Raw genomic sequence first — 15,224 nt, forward strand, 5'->3', positions numbered from 1 at the left:
TTCGGTCACCGCAGCAGGGCGCGGACCCCGTCGATCGTGTCGGCCTCGGCGGGGGTCTTGTCCGGCCGGTACCGCACCACCCGCGCGAAGCGCAGGGCCACCCCACCCGGATACCGTGAACTCCGTTGCGCACCATCGAGTTCGATCTCGACGACGATCTCGGGCCGCAGATACACCGCGTGCGCGTCACGGTGATCCTCGTGTCGGGGGAACTCGGCGGTCTGCCATGCCAGCAGTGCGTCGGTCATCCCCTTGAAGGTCTTGCCGACCATCACCGGCGGTCCCCCGTCGGGATCGCGGGCGCCCAGGTGCAGATTCGACAGCAGCCCGGTCCGCCGGCCCGATCCCCACTCGCACGCCAGCACCACCAGGTCCAGCGTGTGCACGGGTTTGACCTTCTGCCAGGCCTTGCCCCGACGACCCGCGGCGTAGGGGCCGGTCAGCGACTTGACCATCACGCCCTCGTGGCCGGCGGCGATGGTGGCCTCGAGGTAGGCCTGCGCGGTGTCCGGGTCGGGATTGCGGATCGAGGAGATACGTAGTTGCGGCGCAATCGAATCCAACGCGTCGAGCCGCTCGGCGAGCGGGCGGTCGATGAGGTCGTCGCCGTCGAGGTGCAGACAGTCGAAGAAGAACGGCCGGAGTACCCGGGGCGTGTCGCCGGCGTCCTGCATCGACCCGAATCTGCTCATCGTGTCCTGGAAGGGTCGCGGCCGTCCGTCGTCGGCCAGGGTGAGTGTCTCCCCGTCCAGGATCACCGACCGCACCGGCAGATCCCGTACCGCCGCAACCAGATCCGGAACACGCTCGGTGACGTCGTTGAGGGTCCGGGTGAAGACCGCGACGTCATCGCCGTCACGATGCACCTGGATGCGCGCCCCGTCGAGTTTCTGGTCGACGACGAGTTCGGGACCCAATGCGGTGAGTGCATCGGCGAGACCGTCGGCGGGGGTGGCCAGCATCGGCGAGATCGCCCGCCCGACCTGTAGTCCGACGGTCTCCAGCGCAGTCCGGCCGGCCACCGCGAGACGGGCGGTCGCCGACAGCGACCCGGTCAGCATGTGTGCGCGCCGCACCAGCGTGGCGGGCTGCCCCGACACCGCGATGATCGCCTCCGACATCACCCCGGCCGAGGCGCCCTGCCGCAGCTCCCCCGACATCAGCCGGAAGAGGAAGTTCTGTTCGGATTCGGTTGCACGCGAGAACAATCGGTGCAGGAGTTCCGAGCGCACCGCAGTCGATCCGGCGCCGCTCGCCGCGGCGAGCCCGGTGAATGCGACGTCGACGCCGGCGACGGTCAGGGCATCGGGTGCGTCCGGGCCGCCGCCCGAGGGCGTGGCCGCGAGCGATTGCAGTGTGCGCCAACCCACTCCGAGCCGGCCCTGCGGTATCTCCCCCGACAACCAGGCCACCACCACACCGATCTCGTCGCCGGACTCCGCGAGCAGCCGACCGAGCAGTTCGGCCTTGGCATTTCGTGATCGTGTCGCGCCGACCGCCGTCGACACCTCCACCACCCGTCCGAATCTCATGATGTGCGGCCCGGCCCCGGGTCCATGGGTTCCCAGCCGGGGGGCGTGGCCTCCGGGTGGGCGACGAGGTAGGCACGCAATGCCGCACCCACGGTGACGAAGACGTGGTCGGGGTCGAGGTCGGCCAGCAGCCCCTCCACCTCGAGGGTGCGCTGCAGTTCCGGGTCGACACCGGCCAGGACGAAATGTGCTCCGTAGGAGTGGATGTAGTCGATCAGGTCCTTGAGGACCGTCGACGCCGAGTAGTCGACGTCGCTCATCGCCGAGGTGTCGAGGACCAGCCACTTCACCCGATCCGGGGCGGTGCGGACCAGGTCCATCACGTCGTCGGCGAAGCGACCGGCGTTGGCGTAGAACAGGTCGGCGTCGTAGCGGAACACGATGAGTCCGGGCAGGGACTGTTGTCCGGGGACGGCGGTCTCGTATCGCCGGGTTCCGCCGGAGCCGACGCCGAGGACGAATCGTTCCGGACGGTACTGACGCCGGACCAGTTCGAGCAGCGAAACCGCCATGGCCGCGACGATACCGATCTGCACACCGAAGATCACCACGATCACCGCGGTCATGGCGGCGATGCCGAATTCGATGCGGCGCATCCGCCACAGGCGGCGTGCGCCGTCGAGGTCGATGAGACGTACCGCGATCAGTGCGACGATCGCCGACAGCACGGCATGGGGCAGATTCTGGAGCGCACTCCCGGCGAACACCACCACCATCAGGGTGATCGCCGCCATCACCAGGTTGGCCACCTGCGTGCGTCCGCGCTCGGAGTCGAGCAGCTCGGTCTTGGTGGGGCTGCCGTTGACCACGAACGTCCCACCGAAACCGGCGATCAGGTTGGCCCCCGACAACCCGAGGATGTCGCGGTTGATGTCGGCGCTGCGACCGTGACGCTGTGCGAAACTGCGTGCGGTTGCCGCGCTCTGGGTGATGATCACCAGAGCACAGCCGAGCGCGACGGTGGCCGCCTTGCCGACGTCGGTGACGGCCAGGCCCTCCGGCCACCCGAAGCCGGGCAGTCCACCGGACACCTCCCCGACCACGGGCACCCCATCCGACCAGCCGAACGCCGACACCATCGCGATCGAGGCGACCACCACGATCACCGCAACCGGGACGCGCGGTGCGAATCGCGCACCCACGATCAGCACGGCCAGCGAGATGGCACCGAAAGCGACGGCACCCCAGCGAATGTCACCGAGGTGGGTGACGACGTTCCACCAGCGTGTCCACAGCTGCCCGTCGGTGCCGGGGATCCCGAGCAGGCCTGGGATCTGCCCGGTCAGGACGGTCAGACCGGTACCGGCGAGAAAGCCGATCAGCACCGCCGTCGAGAGGAAGTCGCCGAGAAAACCCAGGCGCAGCACCCGCGCGATCGCGAGCATCCCGCCGGTGACGATCGCGATCAGGCAGGCCCATTGCAGCCACTGCGTCGAATCCGGTTGCAGCCCCACCACTCCGAGGCCGGCGATACCCGACGCCAGCAGTGCCGCCGTGGCCGAGTCGGCACCCACCACCATCAGACGCGACGACCCGACGAGGGCGAACACCACCGCAGGCAGGATGATCGTGTACAGCCCCGCCGACACCGGGACGTGCGCGATGGAGCTGTACCCCATACATTCCGGGATCGCGACAGCGGCCAGCGTCACCCCCGCGAGGAGGTCCGCACGCAGCCAGGACCGCTGATATCCCGCGAGCGCGGGCGGCATCAGGCGCCGCAGCGGCGATGTCGTCGTCACCGACCAAGCCTAATGCCGTCCCGGCGGCCGGGGGCATGTGTCAGACGGGGTACACCAGACCGCGCCGGCCCGGCCGGGGACGGGTCAGACCTCGGTCAGGTCCAGCGTGCGGGTCTCCTTGACCGACCACAGGGCGATCAGCGTCAGCACGCCGGCGATCGCCAGGTAGACGCCCACCCAGAAGACGCCGTAGTCGGCCACCAGCCAGGTCGCGATGAACGGTGCCACCGCCGCACCCAGGATCGACGACACGTTGTAGGCGATCCCCGAACCGGTGTAGCGGACGTTGGTCGGGAACAGCTCGGGCAGGATGGCGCTCATCGGACCGAAGGTCAGTCCCATCAGTCCCATTCCCAGGATGAGGAAGAACAGCATCGATCCCTGGGTCACCGACGAGGGGTTCAGCAGCCAGCCGAAGCACAATCCGAAGATCACGATCGCCGTGGTGATCACCAGCAGCACCGATCTCCGGCCGTACCGGTCGGCCAGCCACCCGGCGATCGGAACACACAGGGCGAAGAACAGGACCGCGACCAGCTGCAGGGTGAGGAAGTCGACGTAGCTGATCGACAGCTTCGGACCGGTCGCGTCGGCGACCTTGCCGGTGCCGTACGACACGGTCCACGTGGTGACGATGTAGAACAGCGTGTAGGTCGCCAGCATGATGAAGGTGCCCGCGATGAGCGGCCGCCAGCTGGTCTTGACGACCTCGGCGACCGGCGCCTTGACCTTCTTGCCCTCTTCCACGGCGCGGGCGAAGACCGGGGTCTCGGTGAGCTTGAGCCGCACGTAGAGGCCGACGATCACCATGATCGCGCTGGCCAGGAACGGCACGCGCCAGCCCCAGGTGAGGAAGGCGTGGTTGGTCGCGGCGTTCTTGGCGTCGAAGTCCAGGCCGACCATCAGCAGCAGGAAGGTTCCGTTGGCGAAGAAGAAGCCGATGGGTGCGCCCAGCTGCGGCCACATCGCCGCCCAGGCACGCTTGCCCTTCTCGGCGGTCTCGGTGGCCAGCAGCGCGGCCCCCGACCATTCGCCACCGAGCCCGAGGCCCTGGCAGAACCGCATCAGCGCCAGCAAGGCGGGAGCGAGATAGCCGACCGAGTCGAAGGTCGGGAGCAGACCGATCACGAAGGTGGCGATGCCCATCGTGAGCAGTGATCCGACCAGCGTCGCCTTACGTCCGACGCGGTCGCCGAAGTGCCCGAACAGGATCGATCCGATGGGGCGTGCCACGAAGGCCAGCCCGAAGGTCGCGAACGACGAGAGCAGCGCGGCGGTGTCGTCACCGGCCGGGAAGAACAGTGTGGGGAACACCAGCACCGCGGCGGTCGCGTAGATGTAGAAGTCGAAGAACTCGATGCTGGTGCCCACCATCGAGGCGACGACGATGCGGCTACGCGGTACGGGTTGGGGCTCCGTGTCCGCAGTACTGATGTGCTTCACTGTGAAAATATTATCCCCACGACCGCACCGCGTAGACGCCGCCCGTCACAAACCCTGCGGTCAGACGGTTTCCGGGGTGGGGGCCTCGGACCGGGAGCCGGTCGGGACCGGCTCCGGGGCAGCCGATTCGGTGCGGGAGTTCAGCAGCGATCCGAGCGCGAGGCGACCCGATCCGATGAACACCAGCAGCAGCAGCGACCAGCAGAAGAGTGCGGCGGAGTCGCCGTCGTTCTGGATCGGCAGCAGTCCGTCGCCCTGGTGCTTCCAGAAGTAGGCCACGGCCATCGACCCGGACCCGATGAACGCCGCGGCGCGGGTGCCGATGCCGGCCATGATGAGCACGCCGCCCACCAGCTGGATCGCGCCCGCCCACCACGACGGCCATGCGCCGAAGTCGGCGGTCTGTCCGCTGTAGGGAGCCACGGGCCAGGCCAGCAGGGTGGACGTCCCGTGGCAGAAGAACAGGAATCCGACGACGATGCGGAAGATGCCGATCGCCCAGGGCGCGGCCTTATCAAGTGAGGTGAGCATTGCCTAAATATCGCAGAGCTTGCAGAATCAACCAATAGCTGTGAAGTTACTGTGAGCCATCCCACGCAGACCTCCCGCAGCGGCGCGAGATCCCGCATACTTGCTGGTCCTGCACGCGCGGACGCCCCGGCCGAGGCCGGGGCGTCCGTGTGTCCACCATGTCCGATCAGATGCCGGATATCTCCGATTCATCGACCGATATGCCCGTTCGGAAGGGCATTTCAGTGGCCGCGTTTGATCCATTCCTCGAGATGCGGGGCCTCGGTGGCGATGGTGGTGCCGTCGCCGTGCCCGGTGTAGACCTTGGTCTCCGGGTCGAGCGCGAAGATCTTGTCGCGGATCGACTCGATGATCGTCGGGAAGCTCGAGAACGAGCGCCCGGTGGCACCCGGCCCGCCCTGGAACAGGGTGTCGCCGCTGAACAGCACGCCGGCCTCCGGCACGTGGATGACCGACGATCCCGGCGAGTGGCCGGGGGTGTTGATCACCGTCAGGGTCGTGCCGGCCACCGCGATCTGCTGGCCGTCGGCCAGGTCGCCGTGCTCGACGCCGGGATGGGTCTCCTGCCACAGCATGTCGTCACCCGGGTGCAGCAGCACCGGCGCCCCGGTGGCCTTCGACAGTTCGGGCGCCACGGTGATGTGGTCGTTGTGTCCGTGGGTCAGCACGATCGCGGTGACGGTGCGGTCGCCGACGGCGGCGAGGATCGGCGCGGCCGAGTGCGCGGCGTCGACGATCACCACCTCGTCGTCGTTGCCGACCAGCCAGACGTTGTTGTCGACGTCCCACGTGCCGCCGTCGAGCGAGAACGTGCCGGACGTGACGACGTTCTCGATCCGCAGGTCGCTCACGCCTTCACCTCGACGACCGAACGCAGCACCTTGCCGGCCTCCATCGCCTCGAAGGCGGCTTCCACGTCGGTGAGGCCGACGCGCTCGGTGACGAACTTGTCCAGCGGCAGACGACCCTGCTCGTACAGGTCGATCAGCATCGGGAAGTCGCGCTCGGGCAGGCAGTCGCCGTACCAGGACGACTTCAGCGCGCCGCCGCGGGAGAAGAAGTCGACCAGCGGCATCTCCAGGGTCATCTCCGGGGTGGGCACACCCACCAGCACGACGACACCGGCGAGGTCACGGGCGTAGAAGGCCTGCTTGTAGGTCTCCGGACGACCCACCGCGTCGACGACGACGTCGGCACCGTTGCCGTCGGTGAGGTCCTGCACCGCGGTGATCACATCGTCCACCTCGGCACCGTTGATGGTGTGGGTGGCACCGAGATCCTTGGCCCACTCCAGCTTTGCCGGGTCGCGGTCGATCGCGATGATCGTGGTGGCCCCGGCCAGCTTGGCGCCGGCGATCGCGGCGTCACCGACACCGCCACAGCCGATCACGGCCACCGAGTCGCCGCGGCCGACGTTGCCGGTGTTCATCGCGGCACCCAGGCCGGCCATCACACCGCAGCCGAGCAGGCCGGCGACGGCCGGGTCGGTCTCGGGATTGACCTTGGTGCACTGCAATTCGTGGATCAGGGTCTTCTCGGCAAAGGCGCCGATGCCCAGCGCCGGGGTGAGCTCGGTGCCGTCGGTGAGCGTCATCGGCTTGCTGGCGTTGAAGGTGTCGAAGCAGTACCACGGGCGGCCGCGCTTGCAGGCCCGGCACTCGCCACACACCGCACGCCAGTTGAGGACGACGAAGTCGCCGGCCGCGACGTGGGTGACGTCGGACCCGACGGTCTCGACGATTCCCGACGCCTCGTGGCCGAGGAGGAACGGGTACTCGTCGTTGATTCCACCCTGCTTGTAGGCGAGGTCGGTGTGGCAGACGCCGCACGCCTGGATCTTCACGATCACATCGCGAGGACCGGGCTCGGGGATGACGACGTCGACGACTTCGGTCGGCGCACCCTTGCTCCGCGAGATGACTCCCTTGACCGTCTGCTGCGACATATCCGCTTCTCAATCCTCTCGGTGACAACTCTGGACTGTCGCACGACAGTCCGGTATGCGTCCCAGTCTCGTGGGCCCGCCGAATTCATGCATCCATCCGAATGGATGGTTCTGCCTAGCCGAAAGTACAGGCCCGCGGCGGAGGCCGCTCATCAAGCAACGTCCGGGGTCGCTCATCACGTGCCTTCCGGGGCCGCGCGTCACGTGCCGGCCGAGGCTGCTCGCTATGCGGCGGTGATCCCGGCCTTTGCCGCGAGCAGTCCGGCCTCACCACGGTTGGAGACCCGCAGTTTCTGCAGGATCGCGGTCACATGGAATTTGATGGTGCTCTCGCTGACACCGAGATCCCCGGCGATCTGTTTGTTGCGCCGCCCCAGCGCGAGGTGTCCGAGGACCTCGAGTTCGCGGGGGTTGAGGGTGGACAGCAGGTTCTCGTCGGGCCGTTCCTCGGGGGCCTCGAGGGGCAGCCGCGCGCACACCCGACTCCCCCAGCCCGGCAGGCTCTCCACCTCGAGCCGGCCGTCGAGGGTCTGCAACCGCCCGGCCAATTGCCTGGTCAGCGCGGCGCCGTCGAGTACCCCGGCGCCATGATCGCGGATGTCGACGACGAGGTCGGTGCCGTCGAATCCCCATGCGATCCGTAGTCGTGAGACGGCCGGCTGGGCCGCGAAGGCCACCGCCACCGCACGCACGATGGCCCGCGCCCCATGGGCGATCTCGCCGGGCAGTGCGCGCCCGTCGGGTTCGGGCCGCACATAGTCCACCTCGCCCGGCAGGTGCCGCAGCACCGGTTCGAGTTCGGCCTGCAGCCGTGCGAAGGCCGCGGTCGGCACCTCGGTGGCCAGTTCCCGGTCGGAGGCGCCCACCGAGCGCAGCGCGATCAACGCCGACGACGCGGTCTCGGCGGCCGCGGCCCGAGCTGTCCGATCGTCGAGGTCGCGCGACCGCAAGGTGCCGAGGATCGACGCGAGGGTGTCCTCGTGGGTCTCGGTGAGCTGGGCGATTGTGCGGGCCCGTTCGCTCGACGCCGCCCGTGACTCGGCCAGATAGTCGGGGCTGGCCTGCGCCACCTGCTGGCGGATCGAGGTGGCGACGATGGCGAACCACGCCCGCAGCACGTCGTCGGATGGCGGGCTGGTCGCGCGCGACGGTTTCGCGACGACGACGAGCAGGGTGTCGGTCTCGTCGCGGACGGCCCGGACGGTGTGGGCGGCGCCGCCGATCTCGACGGTCGCGGTCACCACCTCGCCGGTACCGACCCTCGCCCTGACGGCGTCGAGTTCGGCGATGGTCACCCGGTCGACGATCTCCCTGTCGCCGGCCACCTTGCGGGGTCGGCCGGTGCACTCGCGGGTGAAGATCACCAGCGCGCGATGGGGCCAGTCCGGGGCGAGGAAGCGGGAGAAGCGGACCGCGATCTCCGGCAGCGGCCCGTCGATCACCTGCCGCAACTGTTCCAACCGAACGTCCACCGCCCCACCCTAGCGTCGAGGGGCAGGCGAGCCGCGCCGTCGGGCCGCGCCGTGGCCCCGGCTCCCGAAACCAGGGGAAGGTGGACCTTCCCCGCCTTCACCGCACCGCCCACGCCCGCGTCCCCGCTCCCGGCCCCCGGCCGCGTTCCCAGCTCCCGGCCCCCGGCTCCCGGCTCCTGCTCCCGGTCCCGGCTCCCGGCTCCCGGCTCCCGAAACTAGGGGAAAGTGGTCCTTCCCCTGGTTTCACCACCTTCCCCTGGCCACAACACGGGGAAGGTCCCGAACCTCGGGGAAACTCACCTTCCCCTGGTTTCGGGGAAACTCACCTTCCCCTGGTTTCGGGGAAGCGCACCTTCCGCCAGTTTCCGGGAAGCACACAACCCCGGCTTCCAAATGAGCCTCGACGACGTAAACGACTGCGCTCCAACACAATTCGTACCAACACAACTCACCCACCGCACGAGAGCGCGGTGGGCGGGTCGCGCGTGACGGATCAGAACGTGATCAGCGGTTTGATGATGTCGTCCTGCTTGTCGGCCATCATCGTGAACGCGTGCTCGACGTCGTCGAATCCGAAGCGATGCGTGGTCATCGCGGCCGGATCGACCTTGCCGGTGGTCATCAGCGTGAACAGCCGCCGCATCCGATCGCTGCCGCCGGTACACAGACCGGTGCGGATGGTCTTGTCTCCCATGCCGAGTCCGAAGGCCATCAGATCCAGCTGCAACGGTGCCGGATTCTCCCCGTGATACCCGATGTTGGACAGCGTCCCACCGGCCTTCAGACACGCCAGCGCGGCCTCGAAGGTCTGCGGGAATCCCAGCGCCTCGATCGCCGCATCGGCGCCGACACCGCCGGTCAGATCCATGATCTGCTCCACCGGATCACCCTCGGTGAAGTCGACGACGTCGTCGGCGCCGTACTGCCGCGACAGGGCTTGCCGCTCCGGCCGGGATTCGACGGTGATGATCCGGCCTGCGCCGAGCAACCGCGCGCCGATGGTGGCACACAGCCCCACCGCTCCCTGCGCGAAGACGACGACGGTGTCACCGATCTCTATCTGCGCATGCTCGGCACCCATGATCCCGGTGCTGAGCATGTCGCACGCATAGACCGCCGCCTCGTCGGCCAGGTCGTCGGGGATCGGCGCGAGATTGCCCGTCGCCGCAGGCACCAGGAAATACTCGGCCATGTTCCCGTCCACCTGGGCGGTGTACTTGTAGCCACCGAGCAGTCCACCACACTGGCTGGTGAATCCTCGCTGACAGTAGGAACATTCGAAGCACGGGGTGACCGCGTTGACGGCCACCCGCTGCCCCTCGGTGAATCCGGTGACCGCGGATCCGAGCGCGGCGATCACCCCCACCGACTCGTGTCCCAGGGTGCGGCCGTTCTCCACCGGCAACGCACCCTTGACCGTGTGGACGTCGGAGGTGCAGATCAGCGAGGCGGTCGTCTTGACCAGCGCCTCGGTGGGCCCGGGGGTGGGTATGGGCTTCTCGATCACCGCGGTCTTGCCGATGTCGAGCATGGTGAAGGTCTTCATCGATCCGGACATGTCAGAATCCGGCTCCTTTCGAGATCCATCGGATCACTGTGTGTTCCACCGGACGATCAGCCATTCAGATTCTGGTAGAACGCCGTCTCGAACTCCATGTACTTGGTGAACGACGTCGGGTCACCGAAGGGCAGGACCTGGGTGGCCCAGTACCCGCCGTAACCGTTCGCCCGGTCGATCCAGTAGAAGAGATTGGCGAGGCCGGCCCAGCCCAGTGCGCCGGCGGGACGCCCGGTGGGCGCCTGCTCATTGTTGATCATGAACGGCAGAGACCACGACTTCGACTGCCCGGGAAAGAATTCCGCGTCGTTCGACAACGACGGGATCACTCCGGGCAGCATGGTCACCGGCAGATCGCCGAGATGGTTCTGCACCGCCATCTCGACGGTGTCGGCGCGCAACACGCGACCATGTTCTCCCGCACCGTCGTTCAGCCACATGCGGATGAACTTCAGGTAGTCGCCGACGGTTCCGTACAGACCGTGACCGCCGAAGTCCACCTCGGGCGGCGACGGCAGTTCGAGGTCCATCGGCGTCAGCGATCCGTCGGCATTGCGCGCATGGATCTCTGCGAGTCGTGTCCGGAAGTCCTCGCGCAGGATGAAACTCATGTTCTCGATACCCAGGGGCGCGAAGATGCGTTCGGCGAACACCTCGCCGAGTCGCTTGCCGCGCACCGCCTCCACCACCTGGCCGGCCCAGTCGATGTTGGTTCCGTACTGCCACTTCTCGCCCGGGTCGAACAGCAGCGGGGTCATCAACGCGGCCTTGGTGGCGCTGATGACACTCGGCTGCCCCTTCTCCTCCGCCAGCCGCGCATAGACCGCGTCGAAGAAGTCGTAGCCGAATCCACCCGTGTGGGTGAGGAGTTGACGAGTCGTCGGCACCGATCGCGGTGCACGCAGGATCGGTTCGCCCGCGTCGTCGAAACCCTCGATCACCTTGAGAGTGCCGATCTCCGGTGCGTAGTCACCGGCCGGGCGGTCGAGGTCGAGCAACCCCTCTTCGACGAGCTGCAGGACGGCGGTCGCCGTGATCGCCTTGGTGGTGGAGAAGATCGCGAACACGTCGTCGACGGTCAGCGCGGCCGCACCGCCGAGCCGGCGGACACCGGCCGCATGGGCGTAGATCGTCTCGTGGCGGTCGGTGACCGCGGCGACCACACCGGGCACCGGGGCGTCGCCGCCGACCGCGGATTCGAGGATCTGATCGGCCGCGGCACCGAAGGCGGACGTGTCGAGACGAGAGAAAGTGCTGGTCATCGGTTTCATCCTTTCGAGAATGTGATGTGGATCATAGTCCGATCAGGTCAGCGAGAACCCCTTGTAGCCGGCCGCCGCCGCCTCGAGCGTGGCCTCGCGGTAGGCGCCCACGCCGCCGACGTAGGACAGCACCCGGCGCGGCTTGCCGGGCACATTCGACCCGACGTACCAGGAGTTGGTGCGCGAGATGAGGTTGGCATCGGCGAGTTCGTCATGGTGTGCCACCCAGGCGTCCTCACCCGCGGCGGTCGGCTCGATGACGGTCTTGCCGTGTTCGCCCATGTACCGGATGGCCTCGTTGATCCACTCGGTCTGCTGCTGCAGGCAGGTGGTCATGTTGCACAGCGCCGCCGACGGTGCGAGCGGCACCGCGGTGGTCAGCATGTTGGGATAACCGTGCACCATCAGGCCCATGGTGGTGCGGATGTCACGCGACCAGTCCTCCTTGAGCGAGCGGCCACCTCGACCGCGGATGTCGATCCGGGTGAGCGCACCCGTACCGGCGTCGAATCCGGTGGCCATGATGATCACGTCGAGCTCGTGCAGGGTGCCGTCGGCGAGGATGATGCCGTTCTCGACGATGCGGGCGATCGGGTTGTCGCGCACCGGAACCGCGGTCACGTTGTCGCGGTGGTACACCTCGAGGTAGTTGGTCTCCAGCGGCACACGGTGGGTACCGAAGCCGTAGTCGGTGGGGATCAGCAGCTCGCACAGGTCGGGGTCCTGCAGCCGCGCCCGCATCTTCTCGCGGACGAACTCCGACACCTCTTCGCTGATCTCCTCGTCGGCGAAGATCTCCGCGAACGATGCCAACCACAGCTTCAGCGAGCCGTTGTCGTAGTCGGCCTCGAGCTTCGCCCGACGCTGCTCGGGTGTCAGGTCGGCCCAGGCGTCGGTGAAGTCGTACTCGAACCCGGTGAACGTGGTCGGCAGGGTCTCCTTGAGTTCGCCGAACCTGGACTTGTACCAATCGACTTCCGTCTGACCGTAACTCGGGTTCTTCATCGGCAGCGCGTACTGCGGGGTGCGGATGAACACGGTGAGCTCGTCGACCTCCGCGGCGATCGACTGGATCACCTGGATACCGGTGGCGCCGTTGCCGATCACGCCGACCCTCTTACCGGCGAAGTCGATACCTTCTTTGGGCCACCGCGCGGTGTGCACCAGCTGACCGTCGAAGTCACCCTGGCCCGGGAACAGGTCGTGCATCGGTGCCGACAGCATGCCGCAGCATGTGATCAGGAACTGCGCGTCGATCGTGTCGCCGTCGGCGGTGGTCAGCGTCCAGCGGTTGGCGTCTTCGTCGAAGACGGCGCTGACGATCTCGGTCTCCAGCGAGATGTCACGGCGCAGGTCGAGCGAGTCGGCGACGTAGTTGAGCCACTGTTCGATCTCCGGCTGGCCGGGGAATCGCTGACTCCAGCTCCACCCCTTGTAGAGTTCCTCGTTGAACAGGTACTGGTAGATGTACGCCTCGGAATCGAAGCGTGCGCCCGGATAGCGGTTCCAGTACCAGGTGCCGCCGACGCCCGACGCCTTGTCGTAGGCGCGGACGTCGAGTCCCTGTTCGCGCAGCATGTGGAGCTGGTACAGGCCGGCGACGCCCGTTCCGATGACCGCGGCGTCGAGTGTGGTGGTTGCCATGATGACCTCCTGGGTTGTGGTGACGCTGTGTTGGTGATGGCGCCCGGGTGTGACGGCGCTCACTGCGGAGAATTCTCGGCGCTGTCCCAGGAGGTCCCGGTGTCCCATATTGGGACACCGCACCTGACCCTCCGCACAGTGTCGTTTCCGCCGAAATCGCTGCATAATCGGCTATGTGTCCCATGTCACACCTCTGCCGTATGTCACATATCCACCGGCGCCCGAGAACGGAGGCACGCGACGATGACCGACCTGCGCGAGCGCCAGCTCCGCATCGCCGCAGCCCGCGCGGACTTCCTGGAGTACGGCCCGGCCGGTGCCGCCGGGGTCGACGATGTGGTGGCCGCATCGTGGGAACGCAGCCACGATGCCGGGGTCAACGCCGACCGCTACCACGTCGACTTCCACGACGACATCGACTTCGACTCCCGCCTGGCGCGCTGTGCGCAACCGGTGATCGAGCGGCTCACCGAGGACATGAGCGATGTCCCGGTGACGATCGCCCTCACCGACGCCAAGGCCCGGATCGTCGACCGCCGGGACTGTTCGGCCGCAGTGGGACGGGTCCTCGACCGTGTCGACTTCCAGCGCGGGTTCTGCTTCGTGGAGAGCGGTGTGGGCACCAACGGGGTCGGCACGGTCTTCGAGGTCGGCGCCCCGGTCCGGGTGATCGGCTGTGAACACTTCAACCAGAAGCTCATCCAGTTCGCCTGCACGGGTGCCCCGGTCTTCGATCCGGTGAGCGGACGTGTCGTGGGCGTCTTGGACGCGAGCATGCTCGCCGACACGTGGAATCCGTTGATGGATGCCCTGATCCGCTCGGCCGCCGGGGAGATCGGGCGCAATCTCCTGCTCGACCGCAGCCAGGCCACCCGAGCACTGTTCGAGACCTATCTGCGCGCCGACGCCCGGCCCCACCAGCCGGTGATGGCGGTCGGCAGTGGGACGCACGGTATGCGCGGCGCCGACACCACGATGGTCAACGAGGCTGCACGCGAGCTTCTCTCGCCTGACCAGCAGAACACCGTTGCCGAGTTCGCGCAGTTCCTGATGACCCGTTCCGAGCGTGCCGCACGCCATTTGACGCTCGATGACGGACGCCGAATCCGGCTGCGTTCCACCGGGATCACCTGTAACGGCGATACCGTGGGGATGGTGCTCCTGCTCGACGAGGACGAGATCGTGATCCCGGGTTCGACTGCACCACTGTCGATTCCGGACATCTCAGCACCCGAGTCTAAGCGAGAGCGCGCCACCCGGTCGGCGGCCACGACACGCAGCCCGGCGTGGCGAACCGCCCGAGCCGAGGCCGTCGAGGCCTTCGAATCCGGTGACGGACTGCTCGCCCTCGGTGAACCGGGATCTGGCCGGCTGTCGCTGATCGCCGAGGCGTTCCGTGAGGTCCACGGCGACGCGCCGGTGGTCGTCGTCGACGCCCCACGATTGGAGCGCGGTGAGCAGGTGGTGTCGCCGGACCCCACCGTCGACGGTCCGGCGCTGCTGGTGGTCCGGCGACCGGATCAGGTCGGAACCGACACCGCGGCCACCCTGTGCGGCATGGTCGACGACGCCCTCACCGCCGGATACCGGGTGGCGGTGACGATGGGATCGGGTGACACCGCGGCCGACTCTCCAGCAGCCGTCCTGCTCGATCGGCTCGACCGCTCGGTGACGGTGCCACCGTTGCGTCTGCGCAGCGCGGATCTGGAGTCGATCGTCGCGCAGATCGTGAAAGATGTTTCACCACAGAGAATCACGCGCCTGAGCCCCAAGGCGATGCGGGTGATCGCGAGCTACGGCTGGCCCGGCAACATCACTCAGTTGCGGCAGGCGTTGAGCGAGGCGTTACGTCGGCGCCCCGTCGGCGAGATCCAGCCCGAGGACCTTCCGGGTTTCTGCCGGTCCAACACCACCCGCACGCTCACCGCGCTGGAGTCCGCCGAGCGCGACGCGATCGTCGCCGCACTCACCGAATACGACGGCAATCGTGTCCGCGCTGCGGCAGCATTGGGGTTGTCACGCAGTTCGCTGTACCGAAAGATGCACAGCTACAGCATCTCCGGGGTCTGACACCAGATCGGGTCGCACCCGCGGG

The 15,224-nt window shown here is 67.6% G+C and carries 11 protein-coding genes; 1 reads left to right on the plus strand and 10 read right to left on the minus strand.

Going from position 1 to position 15,224, the window contains the following annotated elements:
• Window positions 1-5: 5 nt before the first annotated feature.
• From Q9K23_RS11660 to Q9K23_RS11705, 10 genes are all read right to left on the minus strand, one after another.
• Window positions 6-1,532: an ATP-dependent DNA ligase gene (locus tag Q9K23_RS11660; protein ID WP_053776962.1), complete on the minus strand. Its 1,527-nt coding sequence runs from the start codon at window positions 1,530-1,532 to the stop codon at window positions 6-8.
• Complete coding sequence (locus Q9K23_RS11665) at window positions 1,529-3,244, minus strand: SulP family inorganic anion transporter (protein ID WP_053776961.1); 1,716 nt, start codon at window positions 3,242-3,244, stop codon at window positions 1,529-1,531. The genes Q9K23_RS11660 and Q9K23_RS11665 overlap by 4 nt, the downstream gene beginning before the upstream one ends.
• 114 nt (window positions 3,245-3,358) lie before the next feature.
• Complete coding sequence (locus tag Q9K23_RS11670; protein ID WP_020790448.1) at window positions 3,359-4,717, minus strand: MFS transporter; 1,359 nt, start codon at window positions 4,715-4,717, stop codon at window positions 3,359-3,361.
• Window positions 4,718-4,777: 60 nt separating this feature from the next.
• Window positions 4,778-5,248, minus strand: coding sequence for a DoxX family protein (locus Q9K23_RS11675; protein WP_020790451.1), 471 nt, complete (start codon window positions 5,246-5,248; stop codon window positions 4,778-4,780).
• A 221-nt stretch (window positions 5,249-5,469) separates the two neighbouring features.
• Window positions 5,470-6,099, minus strand: a complete 630-nt coding sequence (locus Q9K23_RS11680) for an MBL fold metallo-hydrolase (protein ID WP_020790453.1) — start codon at window positions 6,097-6,099, stop codon at window positions 5,470-5,472.
• Window positions 6,096-7,193, minus strand: coding sequence for an S-(hydroxymethyl)mycothiol dehydrogenase (locus tag Q9K23_RS11685; protein ID WP_020790450.1), 1,098 nt, complete (start codon window positions 7,191-7,193; stop codon window positions 6,096-6,098). The genes Q9K23_RS11680 and Q9K23_RS11685 overlap by 4 nt, the downstream gene beginning before the upstream one ends.
• Window positions 7,194-7,417: 224 nt before the next feature.
• A complete protein-coding gene (locus Q9K23_RS11690; protein ID WP_053776959.1) occupies window positions 7,418-8,665 on the minus strand; it encodes a LuxR C-terminal-related transcriptional regulator in 1,248 nt (415 codons plus the stop codon).
• A 493-nt stretch (window positions 8,666-9,158) separates the two neighbouring features.
• Window positions 9,159-10,223 carry an NAD(P)-dependent alcohol dehydrogenase gene (locus tag Q9K23_RS11695; RefSeq protein WP_020792973.1) on the minus strand — a complete coding sequence of 355 codons (1,065 nt, stop codon included), beginning with the start codon at window positions 10,221-10,223 and terminating at the stop codon, window positions 9,159-9,161.
• Between the two features lie 56 nt (window positions 10,224-10,279).
• Entirely contained in the window at window positions 10,280-11,485 is a 1,206-nt protein-coding gene (locus Q9K23_RS11700; protein ID WP_053776978.1) for a serine hydrolase domain-containing protein, read from the minus strand.
• Window positions 11,486-11,527: 42 nt separating this feature from the next.
• A complete protein-coding gene (locus tag Q9K23_RS11705; RefSeq protein ID WP_174519028.1) occupies window positions 11,528-13,129 on the minus strand; it encodes an NAD(P)/FAD-dependent oxidoreductase in 1,602 nt (533 codons plus the stop codon).
• Between the two features lie 243 nt (window positions 13,130-13,372).
• Here Q9K23_RS11705 and Q9K23_RS11710 point away from each other — a divergent pair, with 243 nt between their 5' ends.
• Window positions 13,373-15,199 carry a helix-turn-helix domain-containing protein gene (locus Q9K23_RS11710; protein ID WP_053776958.1) on the plus strand — a complete coding sequence of 609 codons (1,827 nt, stop codon included), beginning with the start codon at window positions 13,373-13,375 and terminating at the stop codon, window positions 15,197-15,199.
• The last annotated feature ends 25 nt before the right edge of the window (window positions 15,200-15,224 follow it).

It is taken from the genome of Gordonia sp. NB41Y, from assembly GCF_030718915.1.
Classification (GTDB): Bacteria; Actinomycetota; Actinomycetes; order Mycobacteriales; family Mycobacteriaceae; genus Gordonia; species Gordonia desulfuricans.

Coding starts and splice junctions, on each gene's coding strand:
- Q9K23_RS11700 (WP_053776978.1), bottom strand. CDS start 11,485: ATGACCAGCACTTTCTCTCGTCTCGACACGTCCGCCTTCGGTGCCGCG.
- Q9K23_RS11705 (WP_174519028.1), bottom strand. CDS start 13,129: ATGGCAACCACCACACTCGACGCCGCGGTCATCGGAACGGGCGTCGCC.
- Q9K23_RS11675 (WP_020790451.1), bottom strand. CDS start 5,248: ATGCTCACCTCACTTGATAAGGCCGCGCCCTGGGCGATCGGCATCTTC.
- Q9K23_RS11660 (WP_053776962.1), bottom strand. CDS start 1,532: ATGAGATTCGGACGGGTGGTGGAGGTGTCGACGGCGGTCGGCGCGACA.
- Q9K23_RS11685 (WP_020790450.1), bottom strand. CDS start 7,193: ATGTCGCAGCAGACGGTCAAGGGAGTCATCTCGCGGAGCAAGGGTGCG.
- Q9K23_RS11710 (WP_053776958.1), top strand. CDS start 13,373: ATGACCGACCTGCGCGAGCGCCAGCTCCGCATCGCCGCAGCCCGCGCG.
- Q9K23_RS11695 (WP_020792973.1), bottom strand. CDS start 10,223: ATGTCCGGATCGATGAAGACCTTCACCATGCTCGACATCGGCAAGACC.
- Q9K23_RS11665 (WP_053776961.1), bottom strand. CDS start 3,244: ATGCCGCCCGCGCTCGCGGGATATCAGCGGTCCTGGCTGCGTGCGGAC.